14 protein-coding genes are annotated in these 16,450 nt (G+C 71.4%); 7 read left to right on the top strand and 7 right to left on the bottom strand.

The features are described from left to right. Positions 1-218 precede the first annotated feature (218 nt). The 3 genes from ABZ192_RS38635 (at position 219) to ABZ192_RS38645 (ending at position 6,580) form a co-directional block, all read left to right on the top strand. The gene (locus ABZ192_RS38635) at positions 219-3,314 is read left to right on the top strand and encodes a glycoside hydrolase family 2 TIM barrel-domain containing protein (RefSeq protein WP_356929137.1); all 3,096 of its coding nucleotides are present in this window, start codon (positions 219-221) and stop codon (positions 3,312-3,314) included. A gap of 154 nt (positions 3,315-3,468) precedes the next feature. Continuing rightward, complete coding sequence (locus tag ABZ192_RS38640; protein WP_356929138.1) at positions 3,469-5,712, top strand: glycoside hydrolase family 9 protein; 2,244 nt, start codon at positions 3,469-3,471, stop codon at positions 5,710-5,712. A gap of 76 nt (positions 5,713-5,788) precedes the next feature. Beyond that, positions 5,789-6,580 carry an alpha/beta hydrolase gene (locus tag ABZ192_RS38645; RefSeq protein ID WP_356929139.1) on the top strand — a complete coding sequence of 264 codons (792 nt, stop codon included), beginning with the start codon at positions 5,789-5,791 and terminating at the stop codon, positions 6,578-6,580. On the opposite strand, the gene ABZ192_RS38650 is transcribed toward ABZ192_RS38645, so the two are convergent. Continuing rightward, the gene (locus ABZ192_RS38650) at positions 6,540-8,021 is read right to left on the bottom strand and encodes a cytochrome bc complex cytochrome b subunit (protein WP_356929140.1); all 1,482 of its coding nucleotides are present in this window, start codon (positions 8,019-8,021) and stop codon (positions 6,540-6,542) included. The two genes, ABZ192_RS38645 and ABZ192_RS38650, sit on opposite strands and share 41 nt — an antisense overlap. Continuing rightward, a complete protein-coding gene (locus ABZ192_RS38655; RefSeq protein ID WP_356929141.1) occupies positions 8,018-8,950 on the bottom strand; it encodes a sigma-70 family RNA polymerase sigma factor in 933 nt (310 codons plus the stop codon). Before ABZ192_RS38655 ends, ABZ192_RS38650 begins: the two co-directional genes overlap by 4 nt. A gap of 185 nt (positions 8,951-9,135) precedes the next feature. Between ABZ192_RS38655 and ABZ192_RS38660 the strand changes: the two genes are divergently transcribed. From ABZ192_RS38660 to ABZ192_RS38670, 3 genes are all read left to right on the top strand, one after another. After that, positions 9,136-9,381, top strand: coding sequence for a hypothetical protein (locus ABZ192_RS38660; protein WP_030845137.1), 246 nt, complete (start codon positions 9,136-9,138; stop codon positions 9,379-9,381). Positions 9,382-9,384: 3 nt separating this feature from the next. Continuing rightward, positions 9,385-9,762 carry a hypothetical protein gene (locus tag ABZ192_RS38665; RefSeq protein ID WP_029181218.1) on the top strand — a complete coding sequence of 126 codons (378 nt, stop codon included), beginning with the start codon at positions 9,385-9,387 and terminating at the stop codon, positions 9,760-9,762. 288 nt (positions 9,763-10,050) lie between these two features. Next, complete coding sequence (locus ABZ192_RS38670) at positions 10,051-11,700, top strand: RICIN domain-containing protein (protein WP_356929142.1); 1,650 nt, start codon at positions 10,051-10,053, stop codon at positions 11,698-11,700. Positions 11,701-11,759: 59 nt separating this feature from the next. On the opposite strand, the gene ABZ192_RS38675 is transcribed toward ABZ192_RS38670, so the two are convergent. Next, positions 11,760-12,929 (bottom strand): lactate 2-monooxygenase, encoded by a 1,170-nt coding sequence (locus ABZ192_RS38675; protein WP_356929143.1) that lies wholly within the window; start codon positions 12,927-12,929, stop codon positions 11,760-11,762. A gap of 104 nt (positions 12,930-13,033) precedes the next feature. After that, the gene (locus tag ABZ192_RS38680) at positions 13,034-13,600 is read right to left on the bottom strand and encodes a hypothetical protein (RefSeq protein ID WP_356929144.1); all 567 of its coding nucleotides are present in this window, start codon (positions 13,598-13,600) and stop codon (positions 13,034-13,036) included. Positions 13,601-13,925: 325 nt separating this feature from the next. Between ABZ192_RS38680 and ABZ192_RS38685 the strand changes: the two genes are divergently transcribed. Then, complete coding sequence (locus ABZ192_RS38685; RefSeq protein WP_356929145.1) at positions 13,926-14,360, top strand: protease inhibitor; 435 nt, start codon at positions 13,926-13,928, stop codon at positions 14,358-14,360. Between the two features lie 155 nt (positions 14,361-14,515). Here ABZ192_RS38685 and ABZ192_RS38690 read toward each other — a convergent pair whose 3' ends face one another. Genes ABZ192_RS38690 through ABZ192_RS38700 form a run of 3 tightly spaced genes read right to left on the bottom strand, consistent with a single transcriptional unit; the run spans position 14,516 to position 16,391 of the window. Beyond that, positions 14,516-14,722 (bottom strand): CDGSH iron-sulfur domain-containing protein, encoded by a 207-nt coding sequence (locus ABZ192_RS38690; RefSeq protein WP_356929146.1) that lies wholly within the window; start codon positions 14,720-14,722, stop codon positions 14,516-14,518. Further along, the gene (locus tag ABZ192_RS38695) at positions 14,703-15,377 is read right to left on the bottom strand and encodes a HemK2/MTQ2 family protein methyltransferase (protein WP_356929147.1); all 675 of its coding nucleotides are present in this window, start codon (positions 15,375-15,377) and stop codon (positions 14,703-14,705) included. Before ABZ192_RS38695 ends, ABZ192_RS38690 begins: the two co-directional genes overlap by 20 nt. After that, positions 15,378-16,391: an iron-containing redox enzyme family protein gene (locus ABZ192_RS38700; RefSeq protein WP_356929148.1), complete on the bottom strand. Its 1,014-nt coding sequence runs from the start codon at positions 16,389-16,391 to the stop codon at positions 15,378-15,380. Positions 16,392-16,450: the final 59 nt, after the last annotated feature.

The following is a 16,450-nucleotide window of genomic DNA, read 5'->3' on the forward strand; positions in this document are numbered from 1 at the left end:
CGCTTGGGTTCCAGACTAGACCGTGGGCGCCCGACGTGACCCGGCAACCCCTGGGCGGCCACGGCAGCGCACGGTCAAGGCCCATTTCCGGCCGATGTGACCTCTGGGGCAGAACAGCGCTGCCGCACCCTTGACGGCCCAGTGTGACACCTCGACAGAATCTGTTTGTTCACGATCAGTTGTGAGTACTTCTGGGTCTTCATGAGGGAGAAGCCGCCATGTCGGTCACGCGCAGATCGGTCCTGCTCGCCTCCGCCGCCGCGCCCGCGGCCGGAACACTGCTGGGTGCTCCGGAGGCGTGGGCCGCCGAGGAGGCGCGCGGGGCGTCCGGCCGCCGCACCGTCGCGCTGCGCGACGGCTGGCGCTTCGCGCTGGTCAACCCGGGCGGGATCACCGACCCGACCGGCGCCTATGCCGACGCCCACCTTCCCGGGCACGACGACTCCGGCTGGCGCGAGGTCGCCGTCCCGCACGACTGGAGCATCGAGCAGACCCCCACCACCGAGCACGGCACCACCAGCGGCACCGGCTTCCTCCCCGGCGGCCTCGGCTGGTACCGCCTCGCCTTCACGCTGCCGCCCGCCCTCGCCGGCAAGCGGATCTCGGTGGAGTTCGACGGCGTCTACATGGACTCCTCCGTCTACTGCAACGGCAAGGAGGCCGGCCGCCACCCCTACGGCTACACCGGCTTCGCCCTCGATCTCACCGACCTGGTGCACACCGACGGCACCACCGAGAACGTGCTCGCGGTCAAGGTCCAGAACCGGCTCCCCAGCAGCCGCTGGTACTCGGGCAGCGGCATCTACCGCGAGGCCCGCCTGGTGATCACCGAGCCGGTGCACGTGGCCCGCTGGGGCACCCGCGTCACCACGCCCGAGATCTCCGCCGAACGGGCCGTCGTACGGATCGACACCTCGGTCGTGAACGCGTCGGGCGCGGGCGCAGACGTCGAGGTCGTCTCCCGGATCGTCGACCCGAAGGGCCGGACGGTCGCCCGTACCTCCTCCACGGCCGCCGTCACCGGCGAGAGGACCGAGACCCACGAGCTCACGGTCCGGCGCCCCCAGCTGTGGGACATCGCGGCCCCGCACCGCTACACCCTGCACACCGAACTGCGCGTCGGCGGCAGGACCACCGACACCTACCGCACGCCCTTCGGCCTGCGCACCTTCCGCTTCGACCCGAACGAGGGCTTCTTCCTCAACGGCACCCACCACAAGCTCAAGGGCGTCGACCTCCACCACGACCTCGGCGCGCTCGGCGCCGCGGTCAGCATCGACGCGATACGCCGCCAGATGGAGATCATGCGGTCCATGGGCGTCAACGCCCTGCGGACCTCCCACAACCCGCCCGCGCCCGAGGTGATCCAGGTCTGCGAGGAGCTGGGCATCGTCATGCTGGTGGAGGCGTTCGACTGCTGGCGCACGGGCAAGAACCGTTACGACTACGGCCGGTTCTTCGACGAGTGGTGCGAGAAGGACGCCACCGAGATGGTGCTGGCGGCCCGCAACTCGCCCGCCGTGCTGATGTGGTCCATCGGCAACGAGGTCCCCGACTCCACTTCCACCGCCGGTCTCGCCATGGCCGACCGGATCATCACCGCGATCAGGGCCGCCGACGACACCCGCCCGCTGGTCATCGGCTCCGACAAGTACCGCCGCCTCCCCGCCAAGGGCTCCGCGGCCGACCTGATGCTGGCCAAGCTGGACGGCCTCGGCCTCAACTACAACACCGCCAAGTCGGTGGACCAGCTGCACGCGGCCTACCCGCACCTCTTCCTCTTCGAGTCCGAGTCCTCCTCGGAGACCTCGACCCGGGGCGAGTACCAGGAGCCCGAACACCTCAACACCGGTGAGAACTACACGCCGGGAAGGCGCGGCACCTCCTCCTACGACAACAACCTCGCCTCCTGGACCATGAGCGGCGAGTACGGTCACAAGAAGGACCGGGACCGCAAGTGGTTCGCCGGGCAGTTCCTGTGGTCGGGCATCGACTACATCGGCGAGCCCACGCCGTACGACGTCTTCCCGGTCAAGGCGTCCTTCTTCGGCGCGGTCGACACCGCGGGCTTCCCCAAGGACATGTACTACCTGTTCCGGAGCCAGTGGACCGAGGAGCCGATGGTCCATCTGCTGCCGATGACCTGGAACCACGCCGAGGGCGACACGGTCGAGGTCTGGGCGTACTCGAACGTCGACACCGTCGAGCTGTTCCTCAACGGAAAGTCCCTGGGCCTACGGCGGTTCGACACCAAGAAGACCGTCGACGGCCGCACCTACCTGGAGACGACCGAGACGACCGGAGACGACAAGACCTTCACCGACGGCCCCTACCCCGGCAGCTACACCAGCCCGAACGGCAGCGCCGGCAAGCTCCACCTGACCTGGAAGGTGCCCTACCGGCCGGGCGAGCTGAAGGCCGTCGCGCGTCGGGACGGCAAGGTGGTCGCCACCGACGTGCTGCGCACCGCCGGCGCCCCGCACGCGATACGCCTGACGCCGGACCGCACGTCCCTGGCCGCCGACGGACGTTCGCTGGTCTTCGTGACCGCCGAGGTGGTCGACCGGCGGGGGGTGGTGGTGCCCGACGCGGAGCACCTGCTCTCCTTCGAGGTCGCGGGCGGCTCCCTCGCCGGGCTCGACAACGGTCGCCAGGAGAGCGCCGAGCGCTACCAGGCGAGCACCCGCACCGCCTTCCACGGCAAGGCCCTCGCCATCGTCCGCTCCGGCACCAAGTCCGGCACGGTGAGGGTGACCGCCCGCGCCGACGGCCTGCGCACCGGCACCACGACCGTACGCGCCACCCGGGCGGCGGACCGGGCCGAGACCGCCCCGCCCGCCTTCCGGCCGGAGCACCCGGCGCCGATCAACTACCCGCACGCGGACGCCAGTTACTCCGGCCGCCCGGACACCCTGCCCGCCGCCATGCTCGACGGTGACCCGGCCACCGGCTGGTCCAACGGCTTCTACAAACAGGCCACGGCCCTGCTGCCCGCCTTCGACGGCGCCCGCTCCGAGGACTGGGTCACGGTCGACCACGGACGCACCCGCGGCTTCGACCGGGTGGACGTCTCCTTCACCGTCGACGCCACGCACAGCCTGCCCGCGGCGATCGAGGTGGCGGTGTGGGACGGCCGGGCGTGGCGGGCCGTGCAGGACACGGTGATCGACTGGGCCACCGCCTCCGACGCCCCCACCGTGATCACCTTCAAGACCGTCCGCGGCTCCCGGATCCGGCTCACGATGACGAGCCGCCACCCCGACGAGCCCCGGGGCGCCCTCCGCATCAGCAGGCTGGAGACCCCGGCCGCCTGATCTCTCGGGCACGACGGTCCGGACGGGCGGCGAACAGCCAGTCCTGTCCGGACCGTTGACTGGGCGTCACATCAGCAACAACCATGGCGGGCATCCACATCTGGGAGCGCTCCCACGCCGAGCGTCACCCGCACCTCTCCAGAGGAGCCCGGACGTGAAACGACGCAGAACCGCCCTGTTGTCCCTGACGGCCCTGCTGGCGACCGCGCTCACCGCGCTGCCCTCCGCACCGGCCGGGGCCGAGGAGGTCGAGCAGGTCAGGAACGGCACCTTCGACACGACCATGGACCCGTGGTGGGCCACCAGCAACGTCACGGCGGGGCTGTCCGACGGCCGGCTCTGCGCCGACGTCCCCGGCGGCACCACCAACCGCTGGGACGCCGCCGTGGGGCAGAACGACATCACCCTGGTGAAGGGGGAGTCGTACCGCTTCTCCTTCAGCGCGACCGGCACGCCCGCCGGGCACGTCGTGCGGGCGATCGTGGGCCTGTCCGTGTCGCCGTACGACACCTACCACGAGGTGTCACCGCAGCTCAGCGTCTCCGGCGACACCTACTCCTACACCTTCACCGCACCCGCCGACACCACTCAGGGCCAGGTCGGCCTCCAGCTCGGCGGCAGCGCGGATCCCTGGCGCTTCTGCGTGGACGACGTCTCCCTGCTCGGCGGGGTGACGCCGGAGCCGTACGAGCCCGACACCGGGCCCCGGGTCCGCGTCAACCAGGTCGCCTATCTGCCCGCCGGGCCGAAGAACGCCACCCTCGTCACCGACGCCACGGCGAAACTGCCCTGGGAGCTGAGGACCTCCGGCGGGAGGACGGTGGCCCGGGGCACGACCGTGCCGCGCGGCGTCGACGCCTCCTCCGGACAGAACGTCCACTCGATCGACTTCGGCGCGTACCGCAAGAAGGGCACGGGCCTCACGCTCGTCGCCGACGGCGAGACCAGCCGCCCCTTCGACATCGACGCGAGCGCCTACGAGAGGCTCCGGCTGGACTCGGCGAAGTACTACTACACCCAGCGCAGCGGCATCGAGATACGAGACGACCTGCGGCCCGGCTACGGCCGCCCGGCCGGTCACGTGGGCGTGGCCCCCAACAAGGGCGACACCGACGTCCCGTGCCAGCCCGGCGTCTGCGACTACAGCCTGGACGTCAGCGGCGGCTGGTACGACGCCGGCGACCACGGCAAGTACGTCGTCAACGGCGGCATCTCCACCTGGGAGGTGCTGAGCACCCACGAACGCGCGCTGCACGCCCGCACCGGCGACGCCGGCAAGCTCGGCGACGGCACGCTCGCCATCCCCGAGAGCGGCAACAAGGTCCCCGACATCCTCGACGAGGCCCGCTGGGAGCTGGAGTTCCTGCTGAAGATGCAGGTGCCCGACGGCAAGCCGCTGGCCGGCATGGCCCACCACAAGATGCACGACGAGCAGTGGACCGGACTGCCGCTGCTGCCCAGCGACGACCCGCAGAAGCGGGAACTGCACCCGCCGTCCACGGCCGCGACCCTGAACCTGGCCGCCACGGCCGCACAGGCGGCCCGCCTCTACCGGCCCTACGACAAGGCGTTCGCCGACCGGGCCCTGGCAGCCGCCCGCAAGGCCTGGGCGGCGGCGCTCGCCCACCCCGACCGCTACGCCTCCGAGAGCGACGGCGTCGGCGGCGGCGCCTACGCCGACAGCGACGTCACCGACGACTTCTACTGGGCGGCGGCCGAGCTGTACCTCAGCACGGGCGAGAAGCCGTTCCAGGACTACGTCCTGAAGTCGCCGGTCCACACGGCCGACCTCTTCACCCCCGTCGGCTTCGACTGGGCCCGCACGGGCGCGGCGGGACGGCTCGACCTCGCCACGGTGCCGAACAGGCTGCCCGGCCGGGACAAGGTCCGCCAGTCCGTCCTCAAGGGCGCCGACCGCTACCTGGCCACGCTGAAGGCACACCCCTACGGCATGCCGTACGCCCCGGACGGCAACAAGTACGACTGGGGCTCCAGCCACCAGGTCCTCAACAACGCCGTCGTCCTCGCCACCGCGTACGACATCACCGGCGCCTCGAAGTACCGCGACGGCGCGCTCCAGAGCATGGACTACATCCTGGGCCGCAACGCCCTGAACATCTCCTACGTCACCGGCTACGGCGAGGTCAGCGCCCAGAACCAGCACAGCCGCTGGTACGCTCGCCAGCTCGACCCGAGCCAGCCGAACCCGCCGAAGGGCACCCTGGCGGGCGGACCGAACTCGAGCATCCAGGACCCCTACGCACAGAGCAAACTCCAGGGCTGTGTCGGTCAGTTCTGCTACATCGACGACATCCAGTCCTGGTCGACCAACGAGCACACGATCAACTGGAACGCCGCCCTGACCCGCATGGCCGCCTTCGTGGCGGACCAGGGGTAGGGACCGGACGAGCACGCCGGGTGCCGGGGGAGTCCGCCGACAGGACGCCTTCGGCACCCGCGCGTAGCCTGGTGTCATGCACGCGGTGCGGGTAGACGGCATCGAGGTCGCCTACGACCGGGTGGGCCAGGGCCCGCCCCTGGTGCTCGCGCACGGTGCCACCACCGACGCCCGCCTGTGGCGTCCGCAGCTCGCGGACCTGGCCGACGAGTTCACCGTCGTCGCCTGGGACGAGCCCGGGGCCGGCCGCTCCTCCGACGTACCGCCCTCCTTCGTCCTCGCCGACTACGCCCGCTGTCTGGCGGCCGTCATCGTGGACGTGGACCTCGGTCCGGCGCACGTCCTCGGCCTGTCGTGGGGCGGGACCGTGGTGCTGGAGCTCTACCGGCACCACGCCGAGCTCGTCCGGACGCTGCTCCTCGTGGACACCTACGCCGGCTGGAAGGGCTCGCTGCCTCCGGCGGAGGTGCGGTCGCGAGTCGAGGGGGCGGAGCGGATGCTCGCGGTCCCGGACGAGGAGTTCGCGCCGACCATGCCCGGCCTGTTCGCCGGGCGGCCACCGGCCGAAGCCGTCCGCCTCCTGTCCGTGATGTCCGCCGACACCCGGCCCCGGAGCATGCGGACGCAGCTCACCGTCATGACCGAGGCCGACCAGCGCGACCTGCTGCCCAAGATCAGGGTGCCGACCCTGCTGCTGTGGGGGGAGCTCGACGCACGCTCGCCGGTGGATCTCATCGCCCGTCCCCTCCTGGAGGCGATCCCCGAGGCCACCCTGGTCGTGCTGCCCGGCACCGGGCACCTCAGCAACCTCGAGGCCCCGGAGCCGTTCAACCGGACTGTCCGGGAGTTCTGTCGCGCCCACTCCTGACCACGAGTTCCCCGGGCCGCTCATGTGCGGTCAGGGTGTGCAGCCGGGCCTGGTCTAGCGGCTCGTGCACCTCGACGTACTCGCCGTGCGGCAGCCGCTTGATCACGCCGGTCTCCCGGCCGTGCAGCACCAGCTCCCGGTCGCGCAGCTGCAGCCCCAGGCAGATCCGCCGGGTGACGACGAAGACGGCCGCCGGGACGACGAACATCGCGATCCGCACCGCCCAGGTCACCGTGTTGATCGACAGGTGGAAGCGGGTCGCCACGATGTCGTTGCCGCCGCCCGCCAGCAGCACCAGATAGAGGCTGATCCAGGCCGCCCCGATCGCCGTGCGGACCGGGCGGTTGCGCGGCCGGTCCAGCAGATGGTGCTCGTTCCTGTCACCGGTGAACCTGGCCTCCAGGAACGGGTACACGCCGATGAAGAGCAGCAGCAGCGGGAACACCACGATCGGGATGAACACGCCCAGCACCAGCGTGTGGCCCCACAGCGTGATCTCCCAGCCCGGCATGATCCGCACCAGCCCCTCCGCGAAGCCGAGGTACCAGTCGGGCTGGGCGCCCGTGGACACCTGGTCGGCGCGGTAGGGGCCGTACGACCACACCGGGTTGATCGTCGCCACCGCCGCCATCAGCGCGAGCACCCCGAACACGAGGAAGAAGAAGCCGCCCGCCTTCGCGAGGTACACCGGCATGAAGGGCGCGCCCACGACGTTGCGTTCGGTGCGCCCGGGGCCCGCGAACTGGGTGTGCTTGTGGTAGACGACCAGCAGCACATGGACGACGATCAGTGCCGCCATCACCCCGGGGATCAGCAGGACGTGCAGCGAGTAGAACCGGGCCACGATGTCGTCGCCGGGGAACTCGCCGCCGAACAGGAACATCGCCAGGTACGTCCCCACGATCGGCACCGACAGCAGCGCGCCGTGCACGAACCTCAGCCCCGTGCCCGACAGCAGGTCGTCCGGCAGCGAGTAGCCGAACAGGCCCTCGAACAGGCCGAGGAAGAGCAGCAGCCAGCCGAACAGCCAGTTGACCTCACGCGGCTTGCGGAACGAGCCGGTGAAGAAGTGCCGCATCATGTGCGTCAGCATCCCCGCGACGAAGACCAGCGCCGCCCAGTGGTGCAGCTGCCGGATCAGCAGCCCGCCGCGCACGTCGAAACTGATGTCCAGCGTCGAGGCGTACGCCTCGGACATCCGCACGCCGTTCAGCGGTGCGTAACTCCCGTGGTAGGTCACCTCGTTCATCGACGGATGGAAGAACAGCGTCAGATACACGCCGGTGAGGACCAGCACGACGAAGCTGTACAGGCAGATCTCGCCGAGCAGGAAGGACCAGTGGTCGGGGAACACCTTGCGCAGGTACTTCCGGCCGAGCGTGTGGGTGCCGAGCCGGCCGTCGAACCAGTCCGCGAGCCGCTCACCGCGTCCGGCGCTCACGCCGCCTCCCTGGGCAGGTGGGTGAGCTTGTCCGGGTTGGCCACGACGTAGATCCCGCGCACCCGGTCGCCCTCCGGGGTGAGGTCCAGGACCAGGACGGCGTAGGGCGCGTCGCCGTCGAACAGCACCGCCGCGTCGTCGCCGTTGACGCGCCGGTAGCGGAACACGGGGTTGCTCGGGCCGCCCCGCCCGGAGGTGAGCAGACGGGCCACCTTGTCCCGGCCGTGCACCGGGCGCAGGCTCGCCGGCCTGCGCTTGCCGCCGGCGTCCGTCCACGCCGTGACGTCCGGCGCGAGGACCTCCATCAGCTCGGCGATGTCCCCGCCGAGCGCCGCCCGCACGAACCGTTCGGTCGCCTCCCGCCGCACCCGCGGATGCGCCTCGTACCGGGGCCGCCGTGCGTTCACGTGCTCCCGGGCCCGGTGCGCCAACTGCCGTACGGCGGCGGGGGAGCGGTCGATGATGTCGGCTATCTCCGCGTGCGGGTAGCCGAACACCTCGCCCAGCACGAACACGGCCCGTTCCAGCGGGGTGAGCGACTCCAGGACCACCAGCATCGCCAGCGACACCGACTCCGAGCGCAGGGCCGGACCGTCGGCGGTGTCGGCGCCCTCGTCGGCGACCAGCGGCTCGGGCAGCCAGGAGCCCACGTACGTCTCCTGCCTCCGGCTGATCACGGCGCGGCGCCGCAGCGCGTGGTTGACCGCCACCCGGACGAGATAGGCCCGGGGATTGCCGACGCCGGCCAGGGGAGCGCCCCCGCCGCGGGCCGTCCAGGACAGCCATGTCTCCTGCAGGACGTCCTCGGTGTCGGCGACGCTGCCCAGTATGTTGTAGACGACGCCGAACAGCAGCTCGCGGTGGTCGACGAACACCCCGGTCGCCTCGTCGAGCGGGGCGGCGGTGCCGGGTACGGGGATCTCGGTCATGCGTGGTCCTCCCAGAGACGGCTCACCACTGCGAGCCGTGCGGGGACCCGGAATGTGACATCGGGCGGTGCGATGTGATGCAGATCTCAGCGGATGGCCTGCGGCCCACCGCCTTCGGTACCGTCGGCTCGACCCCCTGACCTGGGAGTATTTACGAGTCAGTACCCGAGCGGTACCGTGAAGGCATGCCAGCTCTCAACGTGGAGTTCAGCGACCGCGAACTTGAGGACCTGCGGCAGATCGCCAAGGAGCGCGGTACGTCCATGAAGGCACTCGTGCGCGAGGCGGCCGCCGCCGACATAGCCCGCCACCGGGCGCTGCAGGAGGGCGCGGAGGCCTTCCGCAGGTTCTTCGCGACCCACGCCGACGAGTTCGCCGCCGCCTTCCCGGACGACGAACCGCCCGCCAAGGGCGAGGGGCGGGCTGCCTGACCGATGGCACCCGTCCTCCATATCGACGTGCCCTGGCTGCTCCAGCGCCACGAAGAGGTCCTGCCGGACCAGCCCACCATCAACGACTTCTCCGCGTTGGTGGCCGCGGTCGCCCGGCACCGTGTCGACCCGCCCCGTCTCGGCGTCAACTCCGACCCGGCCTGGCGAGCCGCCGCGCTGTTGCACACCATCACCCTGCTGCGGCCGCTCCCGTCGGCCAACGCCCGCTTCGCGTGTGCGACGGCCGTGGCGTACATGTTCGTCAGCGGCGTCGGCATCGACCCGCCCTACGGCGCCCTCGTCGACCTCGCCCGCGACCTGATGTCCGGCACGACGGACGTCTACGGTGCGGCGGACCGGCTGCGGTCCTGGCAGATCTGAAAGGTCGAAAACCGGTACGAACGACCTGCGCGTGTTCCCATTTCTGACTTTCTGTCAATGGGCTTGATGTTGCACCGGCGCCTTGTTGGTCGTGTGGGGGTTGTGCAAGAGTGAAACACACGTGCGGGGGGAATGGCCGGGTGTCGCACGCGTTTTGTAGACCGGGTCCGATTCGCCGTCGGTGAATTCGCACCTCCCGCGCCCCGTCAAAAAGGTACGCACCAATCGGGCTCCTTTTTCGGCGGCAGGACTTCTGGTGCCACATGCGCGTGGGAAGGAACCATCTCAGTGCCCACCCCCCACCCCCCTCGCCCTCCGTATCCCCCGCCCGGCGGGGATCCCGGGGAATCCGATGAATCTCTCGCCGCCCCGCTGAGAGGCAGCCCGGAGGGCGGGGTCGCCGCCCATTCCGTCGCGCTGCTGATGGCGCGGCACTGGCAGCCGGTGTACGAGTACGCGGTCATCTGTCTCGCCTCGTCGGCGCAGGCCGCGGAGATGGTCACCGGGACCGCCTTCCACCGGACCCTGAACCGCCTCGCCTTCGGTGAGTCGGCCGTCGCGCTGCGCCCGGCGCTTCTGGTGACCGTGCGCGACACGGTCCGCGAGTGGTCCGGCGACGATCGAATATCCGCCGTACTGCCGGCGTTGCAGAAACCGGCCGGAGGGCGCGGGCTGCGGGCGGCGACGTCCATGACGCCCGAAAATCGCGTCCTCGCGGAGCGGGCATTTCAGGCACTTCCCGCAGCCGCGCGCTGTTTGCTCTGGCATGTCGAGGTCGAGGCCGATCCTTTAAGCGTCCCGGCCGGTCTGCTGGGCATGGATACGGACCTCGCGTCGGCCGCACTCGAACAAGCGCGTGATAAATTCCGCGAGGGTTGTGTACATGCCCATAGTGAACTCGCGCCGACGCAGGATTGCCGCTTCTACAACCGCCTCCTCGACGTGCCGATCCGCCGGGGCGGCGCACTGCTGCCCGACGTCCAGGAGCATCTGGCTCAGTGCCGCTACTGCCGTGACGCTGCCGAACAACTGAGCCATTTCGAGGGCGGGCTCGGCCTGCTGATCGCCGAAGCGGTCCTCGGCTGGGGCGCCCGCCGCTACCTCGACTCGCGCCCGGGCCGGACCTCGCACGGCACGCGGGGCGGACGCGCGGGCCGGCGCGGCGCGGGACGCGGTGACGGGCGGCCCGGAGGCGGACGCCACCGCCTGCTGTCCCGGATCCCCGCGCAGGTCCGCCGGGTCCAGGGCGTGCGGATCCCGGACGCGCTGCGCTCCTCCCGGGCGCTGCTCTCGGGCGTCGGCGCGGTGTCGGCCGGGGTGCTGGCGACCGTGCTCATCATCAACGCGTCCACTTACGACGGCGGCCAGGCCGACCCGGCCGGCTCCAACAGTGCCGCCGGCGGCAACGGCGCCGGTTCCGTGACCCCGCCCGACACGGCCGGGCTTCCCACGGCACCGGGCGTGACACGGCTGCGCAACGCCGGCGCCGACCTGTGCCTCGACGTCCGGGACCGGCCGAAGGAGGGCGCGGGGACCGAGCTGGCCGAGTGCTCGGCGGCATGGACCCAGCAGTGGACGTACGAGAACGACGGGCTGCTGCGCAGCGTCGCCGATCCCGGCCTGTGCCTGGACTCGCACAAGGACGCGGGCGTCGTCGTCCTCGGCACCTGCGCCGAGGAGGACACCGAGCGGACCGACGACGTGCGCTACGACCTCACCGTGCAGGGGCAGTTGCTGCCCCGCTGGGACGAGCAGCTCGCCCTCGCCGCCACCCATGACGACCCCGGTGCCGACATCGTCGTCAAGGTCCGCGACCGCTCCGACGCACAGCGCTGGCAGGCCGAGCCCGCGCCGACCACGGCGGGTTCCCTGTCGATCGAGGAGCAGGAGGGGCCGACGGCCCGGCAGGTGACCCTGCCCCAGGGCCCGACGGCGTGAGCAGGGGCCCAGGCGCCTGAGCGGGGCCGCGCGGCGCACGCGTCGCGCGGCCCCGCTTCTCAGGCCGGGTCCTCGACGAGGTCGGCCGGACCGATCGTGCCCGGCGTGGCATGGCCCGACAGGGCGAGGGTCAGGTCGAGTTCGGCCAGCAGGCAGCGGATGACGTGTTCGACGCCCGGCCGGCCGTCGAGGCCGAGACCGTAGACGTACGGGCGGCCGACGAGGACGGCGCGGGCGCCGAGGGCGAGCGCCTTGAAGATGTCGTCGCCGGTGCGGATGCCGCTGTCGAAGAGGACGGTGAGCCGGTCGCCGACGGCCTGCGCGACGCGGGGCAGCGCGTCGGCCGCAGCGACGGACCCGGCCACCTGGCGCCCGCCGTGGTTGGAGACGACGACGCCGTCCATGCCCGCCTCCGCTGCCTGCCGGGCGTCGTCCGGGTGCAGCACGCCCTTGAGGACGATCGGGCCGTCCCAGTTCTCCCGCAGGAACGCAAGGTCCGGCCAGGACTTCGCCGGGTCGGCGAACATCCCGACGAAGCGCATCACGGCCGCGTTCGGATCCTCGTGCACCGGCTTGGCCAGACCCGCCTGGAAGGCCGGGTCCGAGAAGTAGTTGGCCGTGCCGACTCCGTGCAGGAACGGCAGATACGCCTGGTCGAGATCGCGCGGCCGCCACGCCAGCAGCGGCGTGTCCAGAGTGACCACGAGGACCCTGAACCCGGCCGCCTTCGCCCGGTTCAGGAAACTGCGGGCCACCTCCGGGTCCCTGGGCCAGTACAGCTGGAACCACCGCTCGGCGTCACCCATCGCCTCGGCGACCTGCTCCATGGGCGTGCTCGACGCGGACGACAGGACGAAGGGCACGCCCTGCGCGGCGGCGGCCCGGGCCGCGGCGGACTCGGCGTCCGGGTGCATGATCGACAGCACGCCGACCGGAGCCAGCGCCAGCGGGGCCGGCAGGGCACGGCCCAGCACCTCGACCGACAGGTCCCGTTCGTGCACGTCCCGCAGCATGCGCGGCACGATCCGGCGACGCTCCAGGGCGGCCCGGTTGGCGCGGGCCGTGCTGCCGTTGCCCGCGCTGCCCGCCACATAGCCGACCGGGCCGGGCCCGAGCCGCTGCTCGGTCAGCTCCTCCAGCCGGGTCAGATCGGTGGGCAGCCGGGGAACGGCACCCGTCATCCCGTTCAGATAGATCTCGTACTGGAAGTCCGCCCAGTGTTTGCCCACCGTACGCAGCCGCCTCTCGTCGTCTCCTCGTCGAGACCGTGCTTCACGGCCGACGATACCCAGCGGTATGGGCGACGGTGGGTCAGGGGCGGTACACCCTGTGGTCACTCCTCGTCATCCGTGTGCCCGGCGTGACCGGCTTGATCCGGCTCGGCGTCCGGCCCCTGGGCCCGGACCCGCTGCACGTGTTCGAGGGAGTCGCGCAACTCCGCGAGCCAGTCGTCGGTGTGGCGCTGGACCAGGCGTACGCACCAGGCCAGCGCATCACTGCGGCTGCGGGCGACGCCGCCGGCGATCAGGGTGTCGAGGACCTGGCGCTCCGGCTGGCGCAGCCGCGTCATGACGGGCGCGGCCACGTGCGTGAAGAGCGATCGCCGCCCGCCGCACTCCACACCCCAGGACACCTTCCGGCCGAACCGGTGCTCGGCCTCCCTGGCCACGGCCATCCGGTCCTCGCGCGTGCGTTCCCGGAACTCCTGCACCCGGCTCTCCAGAGCCGCCTCCCGCTCGGCGGCCGGGGCGTCCTCGGCCAGCCGGGGTGCGGGGATGCGGCCGATCACGGTGATCTCCTCGCGGTCGACCGTGATCTCGGTCAGTTCCTCGAAGAGGTCGTCGGGAAGGCGGCCGGCGAACCAGCCGCGCAGTTTCTCTCGCTGCTCTGTCGTAATCATGTAATGACGATTACTCGGCCAGAGCATGAACACAAGGGGTGACAAAGCAGTTGGCCGAGAGCGGAATCGGAATGTTTCAGGCCTATTAACGAACGCGTGGGAATCGGCCATCTGGCCGCTTCGCGTCCCCGGAACCCGTGCGGTTACGGGCTTCACGTGGGTCGATTCCGTAACTTCACGCCACTGATTCAACACGCAAGGTTACTGAAACCGGTGGGGTCGATGTGTGCTTCGGCGACGGACTCGGCAGACTCGCGTTCGCCGTCCCGGGCACCGACCGAGCACGGGCCGGCACACCCTGTAATCGAGCGGAAGGATGCACACAATGCGGAACACCGCGCGCTGGGCCATGACTCTCGGCTTGACGGCCACCGCCGTCTGCGGACCCCTCACCGGGTCCGCGCTCGCCACTCCGGATCAGGCCCCCACCGCGCTCTACGCCCCGTCGGCCCTCGTTCTCACGGTGGGCCACGGTGAGAGCGCGACCGAAGCGACTCCGGAACGCGCGGTCACCCTGACCTGTGCCCCGACGCCCTCCGGCACGCACCCGGTCGCCGCCTCCGCCTGCGCGGAACTGCGCGGCGTCGGCGGCGACATCCGCGCCCTGACCGCCAAGGACGGCGTGATGTGCACCAAGCAGTACGACCCGGTCGTCGTCACCGTCGACGGTGTCTGGCAGGGCCAGAGGGTCTCGTACGAGCGCACGTTCTCCAACGAGTGCGTGAAGAACGCCTACGGTTCCGGCGTCTTCGCGTTCTGAGGGACCGGGATCGCGCTGTTCCCGTGAGGCACAGCGGTTCGAGGCTGGGGAGCCGGGCCGCTGTCGCGGGGACCTGCGATCTCGCACAAGGGGGCCGGCGGGCGGAGTGGGGCCGCCCGCCGGCCCCTGGGCTCACCGGCCACCGTGCGCCGGGCTCAGGCCCGGTCGCGGTGGCTCGTGTCGCACCACGGATAGCGGCGGCTGCGGCGACAGGTGCACAGGGCCACGCGGAAGCGGTCCGAGGTGACCACGGAACCGTCCTCCAGCTCCACTTCGACGGGGCCCTCCAACAGCAGCGGGCCCTTGCGCTGGACCGTGACGCGGCGCGGCGCCGCGGACCGGTCAGACGGGGAGTTCGGCACGGACGACCACCAGCTCTTCCTTGTCCTCGGCGGCGGGCAGCAGCCCCCGCTCCCGCAGCCAGCGTTCCCGGTCGCGCAGCACCGGGCCGAACGCGATCCGCCGCCGGCGCGTCACCGCGGCCTTCAGGCCCGAGGAGCGCAGATGGCCGACGGTCAGGTCCGGGCCGCTGAGCGCGGACTGCACCAGCAGCAGCACCCCGCCCGGACGCAGCAGGTCAGGTGCCTCCCGGCAGATCCGGTCCACGACCAGCCGTCCGTCGTCGCCCGCGTCCCAGGCGCGGGCCGCGCCCCGCGGGCGTCGGGTGCCGTCCGGCGCCGGCACGTACGGCGGGTTGGCCAGGATCAGGTCGAACGACTCGCCGCGCACCGGATCGAAGAGATTGCCGTGCCGGATGCGGACCGGGAGCCCCGCCCGTACGGCGTTCAGCCGTGCGGCCCACACCGCCCTGCGGGACACGTCCACAGCCGTGACGCGAAAGCCCCGGCGCGCGGCCTCCAGGGCCAGGGCACCGGTGCCGGTGCCGACGTCCAGGACCTCCGCGCCCGGCGGCAACGGCTCGTCGGACAAGGTTCCGGCCAGCAGCTCGGTGTCTTCCTGCGGGGCGTACACGCCCGGGGGCACAAGTGGGTTCACGACGCTCGGGTACCCGGGCATTCAGGAGATATGGGCAGCTTCAGTGGCAATCGGTGCACACAGTGACGAACGTGACGCACGCCAGTCGGCGAGCAGCCGGGCGCCGAAGCGGTCCTCGACGAACCCGGTGGCGTCGATCCCGAACGCGACATCCGCGGCCAGGTGCGGCTCCTCCGCCAGCAGACCGCCGATGACGTCATGGCGCACCACCTGCTCGTGGACCGCGTCGGCCTCGACGTGCTCGTCGTAGAAGTGCTCGGCCGCCGGCCCGGCGCCGGTGCGGCGCATCGCCTCGGCGAGCCGCCGGGAACCCGGCGACGACGTGATCTCGACCGTCGCGAAGTGGCCGACCAGGGCGCCCCTGAGGGCCCGGTGCAGGCCGAAGAGGGACATGAGGTTCACCGTGACCAGCGCCTCGGCGCACGCCGCGTCGAGATAGCGGCCATAGGTGGTGTCCAGGCCCAGGTCAGTCATCAGGTCGGCGAACAGCCGGGCGTGCACCCGGTCGGCCCGGCCGCCGCCCCACTCGTCGAACTCCACGGCCGCCATCCCGGCCTTCGCCCGGCCCCACAGCCGCGGCAGCACCCAGGCGTGCGGGTCCGCCTCCTTGAGGTGGTACAGAGACCGCTGGGCCGCGTACTCGCGCAGATGCCACAGCTCGCCCTCGTCGCGCAGGAAGTGGCTGACGCCCGTGCCGTCGACGGGTTCTACCAGGAGGTCCGCCAGCGCCTCGTCCACGCTGTCGTGGACCCGGGCGTCGGCGCGCAGGGCCGACAGGAAGCGGTGCTCCAGGGCCGCGCGGGTGCGCAGCAGCTCGGGGTCCCATTCGTGGTCGGGGGACACGCCGGCGAACCCGCGGTAGTGCAGCTCGTAGCACACGTACAGGGCGAGCTGGAGATCCTCGCCGTACACCGCGGCCCGGGCGACGTCCTCGAGGCGGGGCAGCCGCCCCGCACCCCGCAGATACGCCTCGACGCCCCCGCTCAGCGGGCCGCGCGGGGCGGGCAGTCCTGGTGCTCCACGGTCGTGCTCCATGCCGGGCGGGTACCCGGCCGGCGTCCGGAGTCACCTACCCGCGTAGCACCGGCGCGCAG

The sequence above is a fragment of the Streptomyces sp. NPDC006235 genome (genome assembly GCF_040613735.1).
GTDB lineage: Bacteria > Actinomycetota > Actinomycetes > Streptomycetales > Streptomycetaceae > Streptomyces.

Coding starts and splice junctions, on each gene's coding strand:
- ABZ192_RS38655 (WP_356929141.1), bottom strand. CDS start 8,950: ATGACCGAGATCCCCGTACCCGGCACCGCCGCCCCGCTCGACGAGGCG.
- ABZ192_RS38685 (WP_356929145.1), top strand. CDS start 13,926: ATGCGGAACACCGCGCGCTGGGCCATGACTCTCGGCTTGACGGCCACC.
- ABZ192_RS38700 (WP_356929148.1), bottom strand. CDS start 16,391: ATGGAGCACGACCGTGGAGCACCAGGACTGCCCGCCCCGCGCGGCCCG.
- ABZ192_RS38660 (WP_030845137.1), top strand. CDS start 9,136: ATGCCAGCTCTCAACGTGGAGTTCAGCGACCGCGAACTTGAGGACCTG.
- ABZ192_RS38635 (WP_356929137.1), top strand. CDS start 219: ATGTCGGTCACGCGCAGATCGGTCCTGCTCGCCTCCGCCGCCGCGCCC.
- ABZ192_RS38695 (WP_356929147.1), bottom strand. CDS start 15,377: ATGCCCGGGTACCCGAGCGTCGTGAACCCACTTGTGCCCCCGGGCGTG.
- ABZ192_RS38645 (WP_356929139.1), top strand. CDS start 5,789: ATGCACGCGGTGCGGGTAGACGGCATCGAGGTCGCCTACGACCGGGTG.
- ABZ192_RS38680 (WP_356929144.1), bottom strand. CDS start 13,600: ATGATTACGACAGAGCAGCGAGAGAAACTGCGCGGCTGGTTCGCCGGC.
- ABZ192_RS38665 (WP_029181218.1), top strand. CDS start 9,385: ATGGCACCCGTCCTCCATATCGACGTGCCCTGGCTGCTCCAGCGCCAC.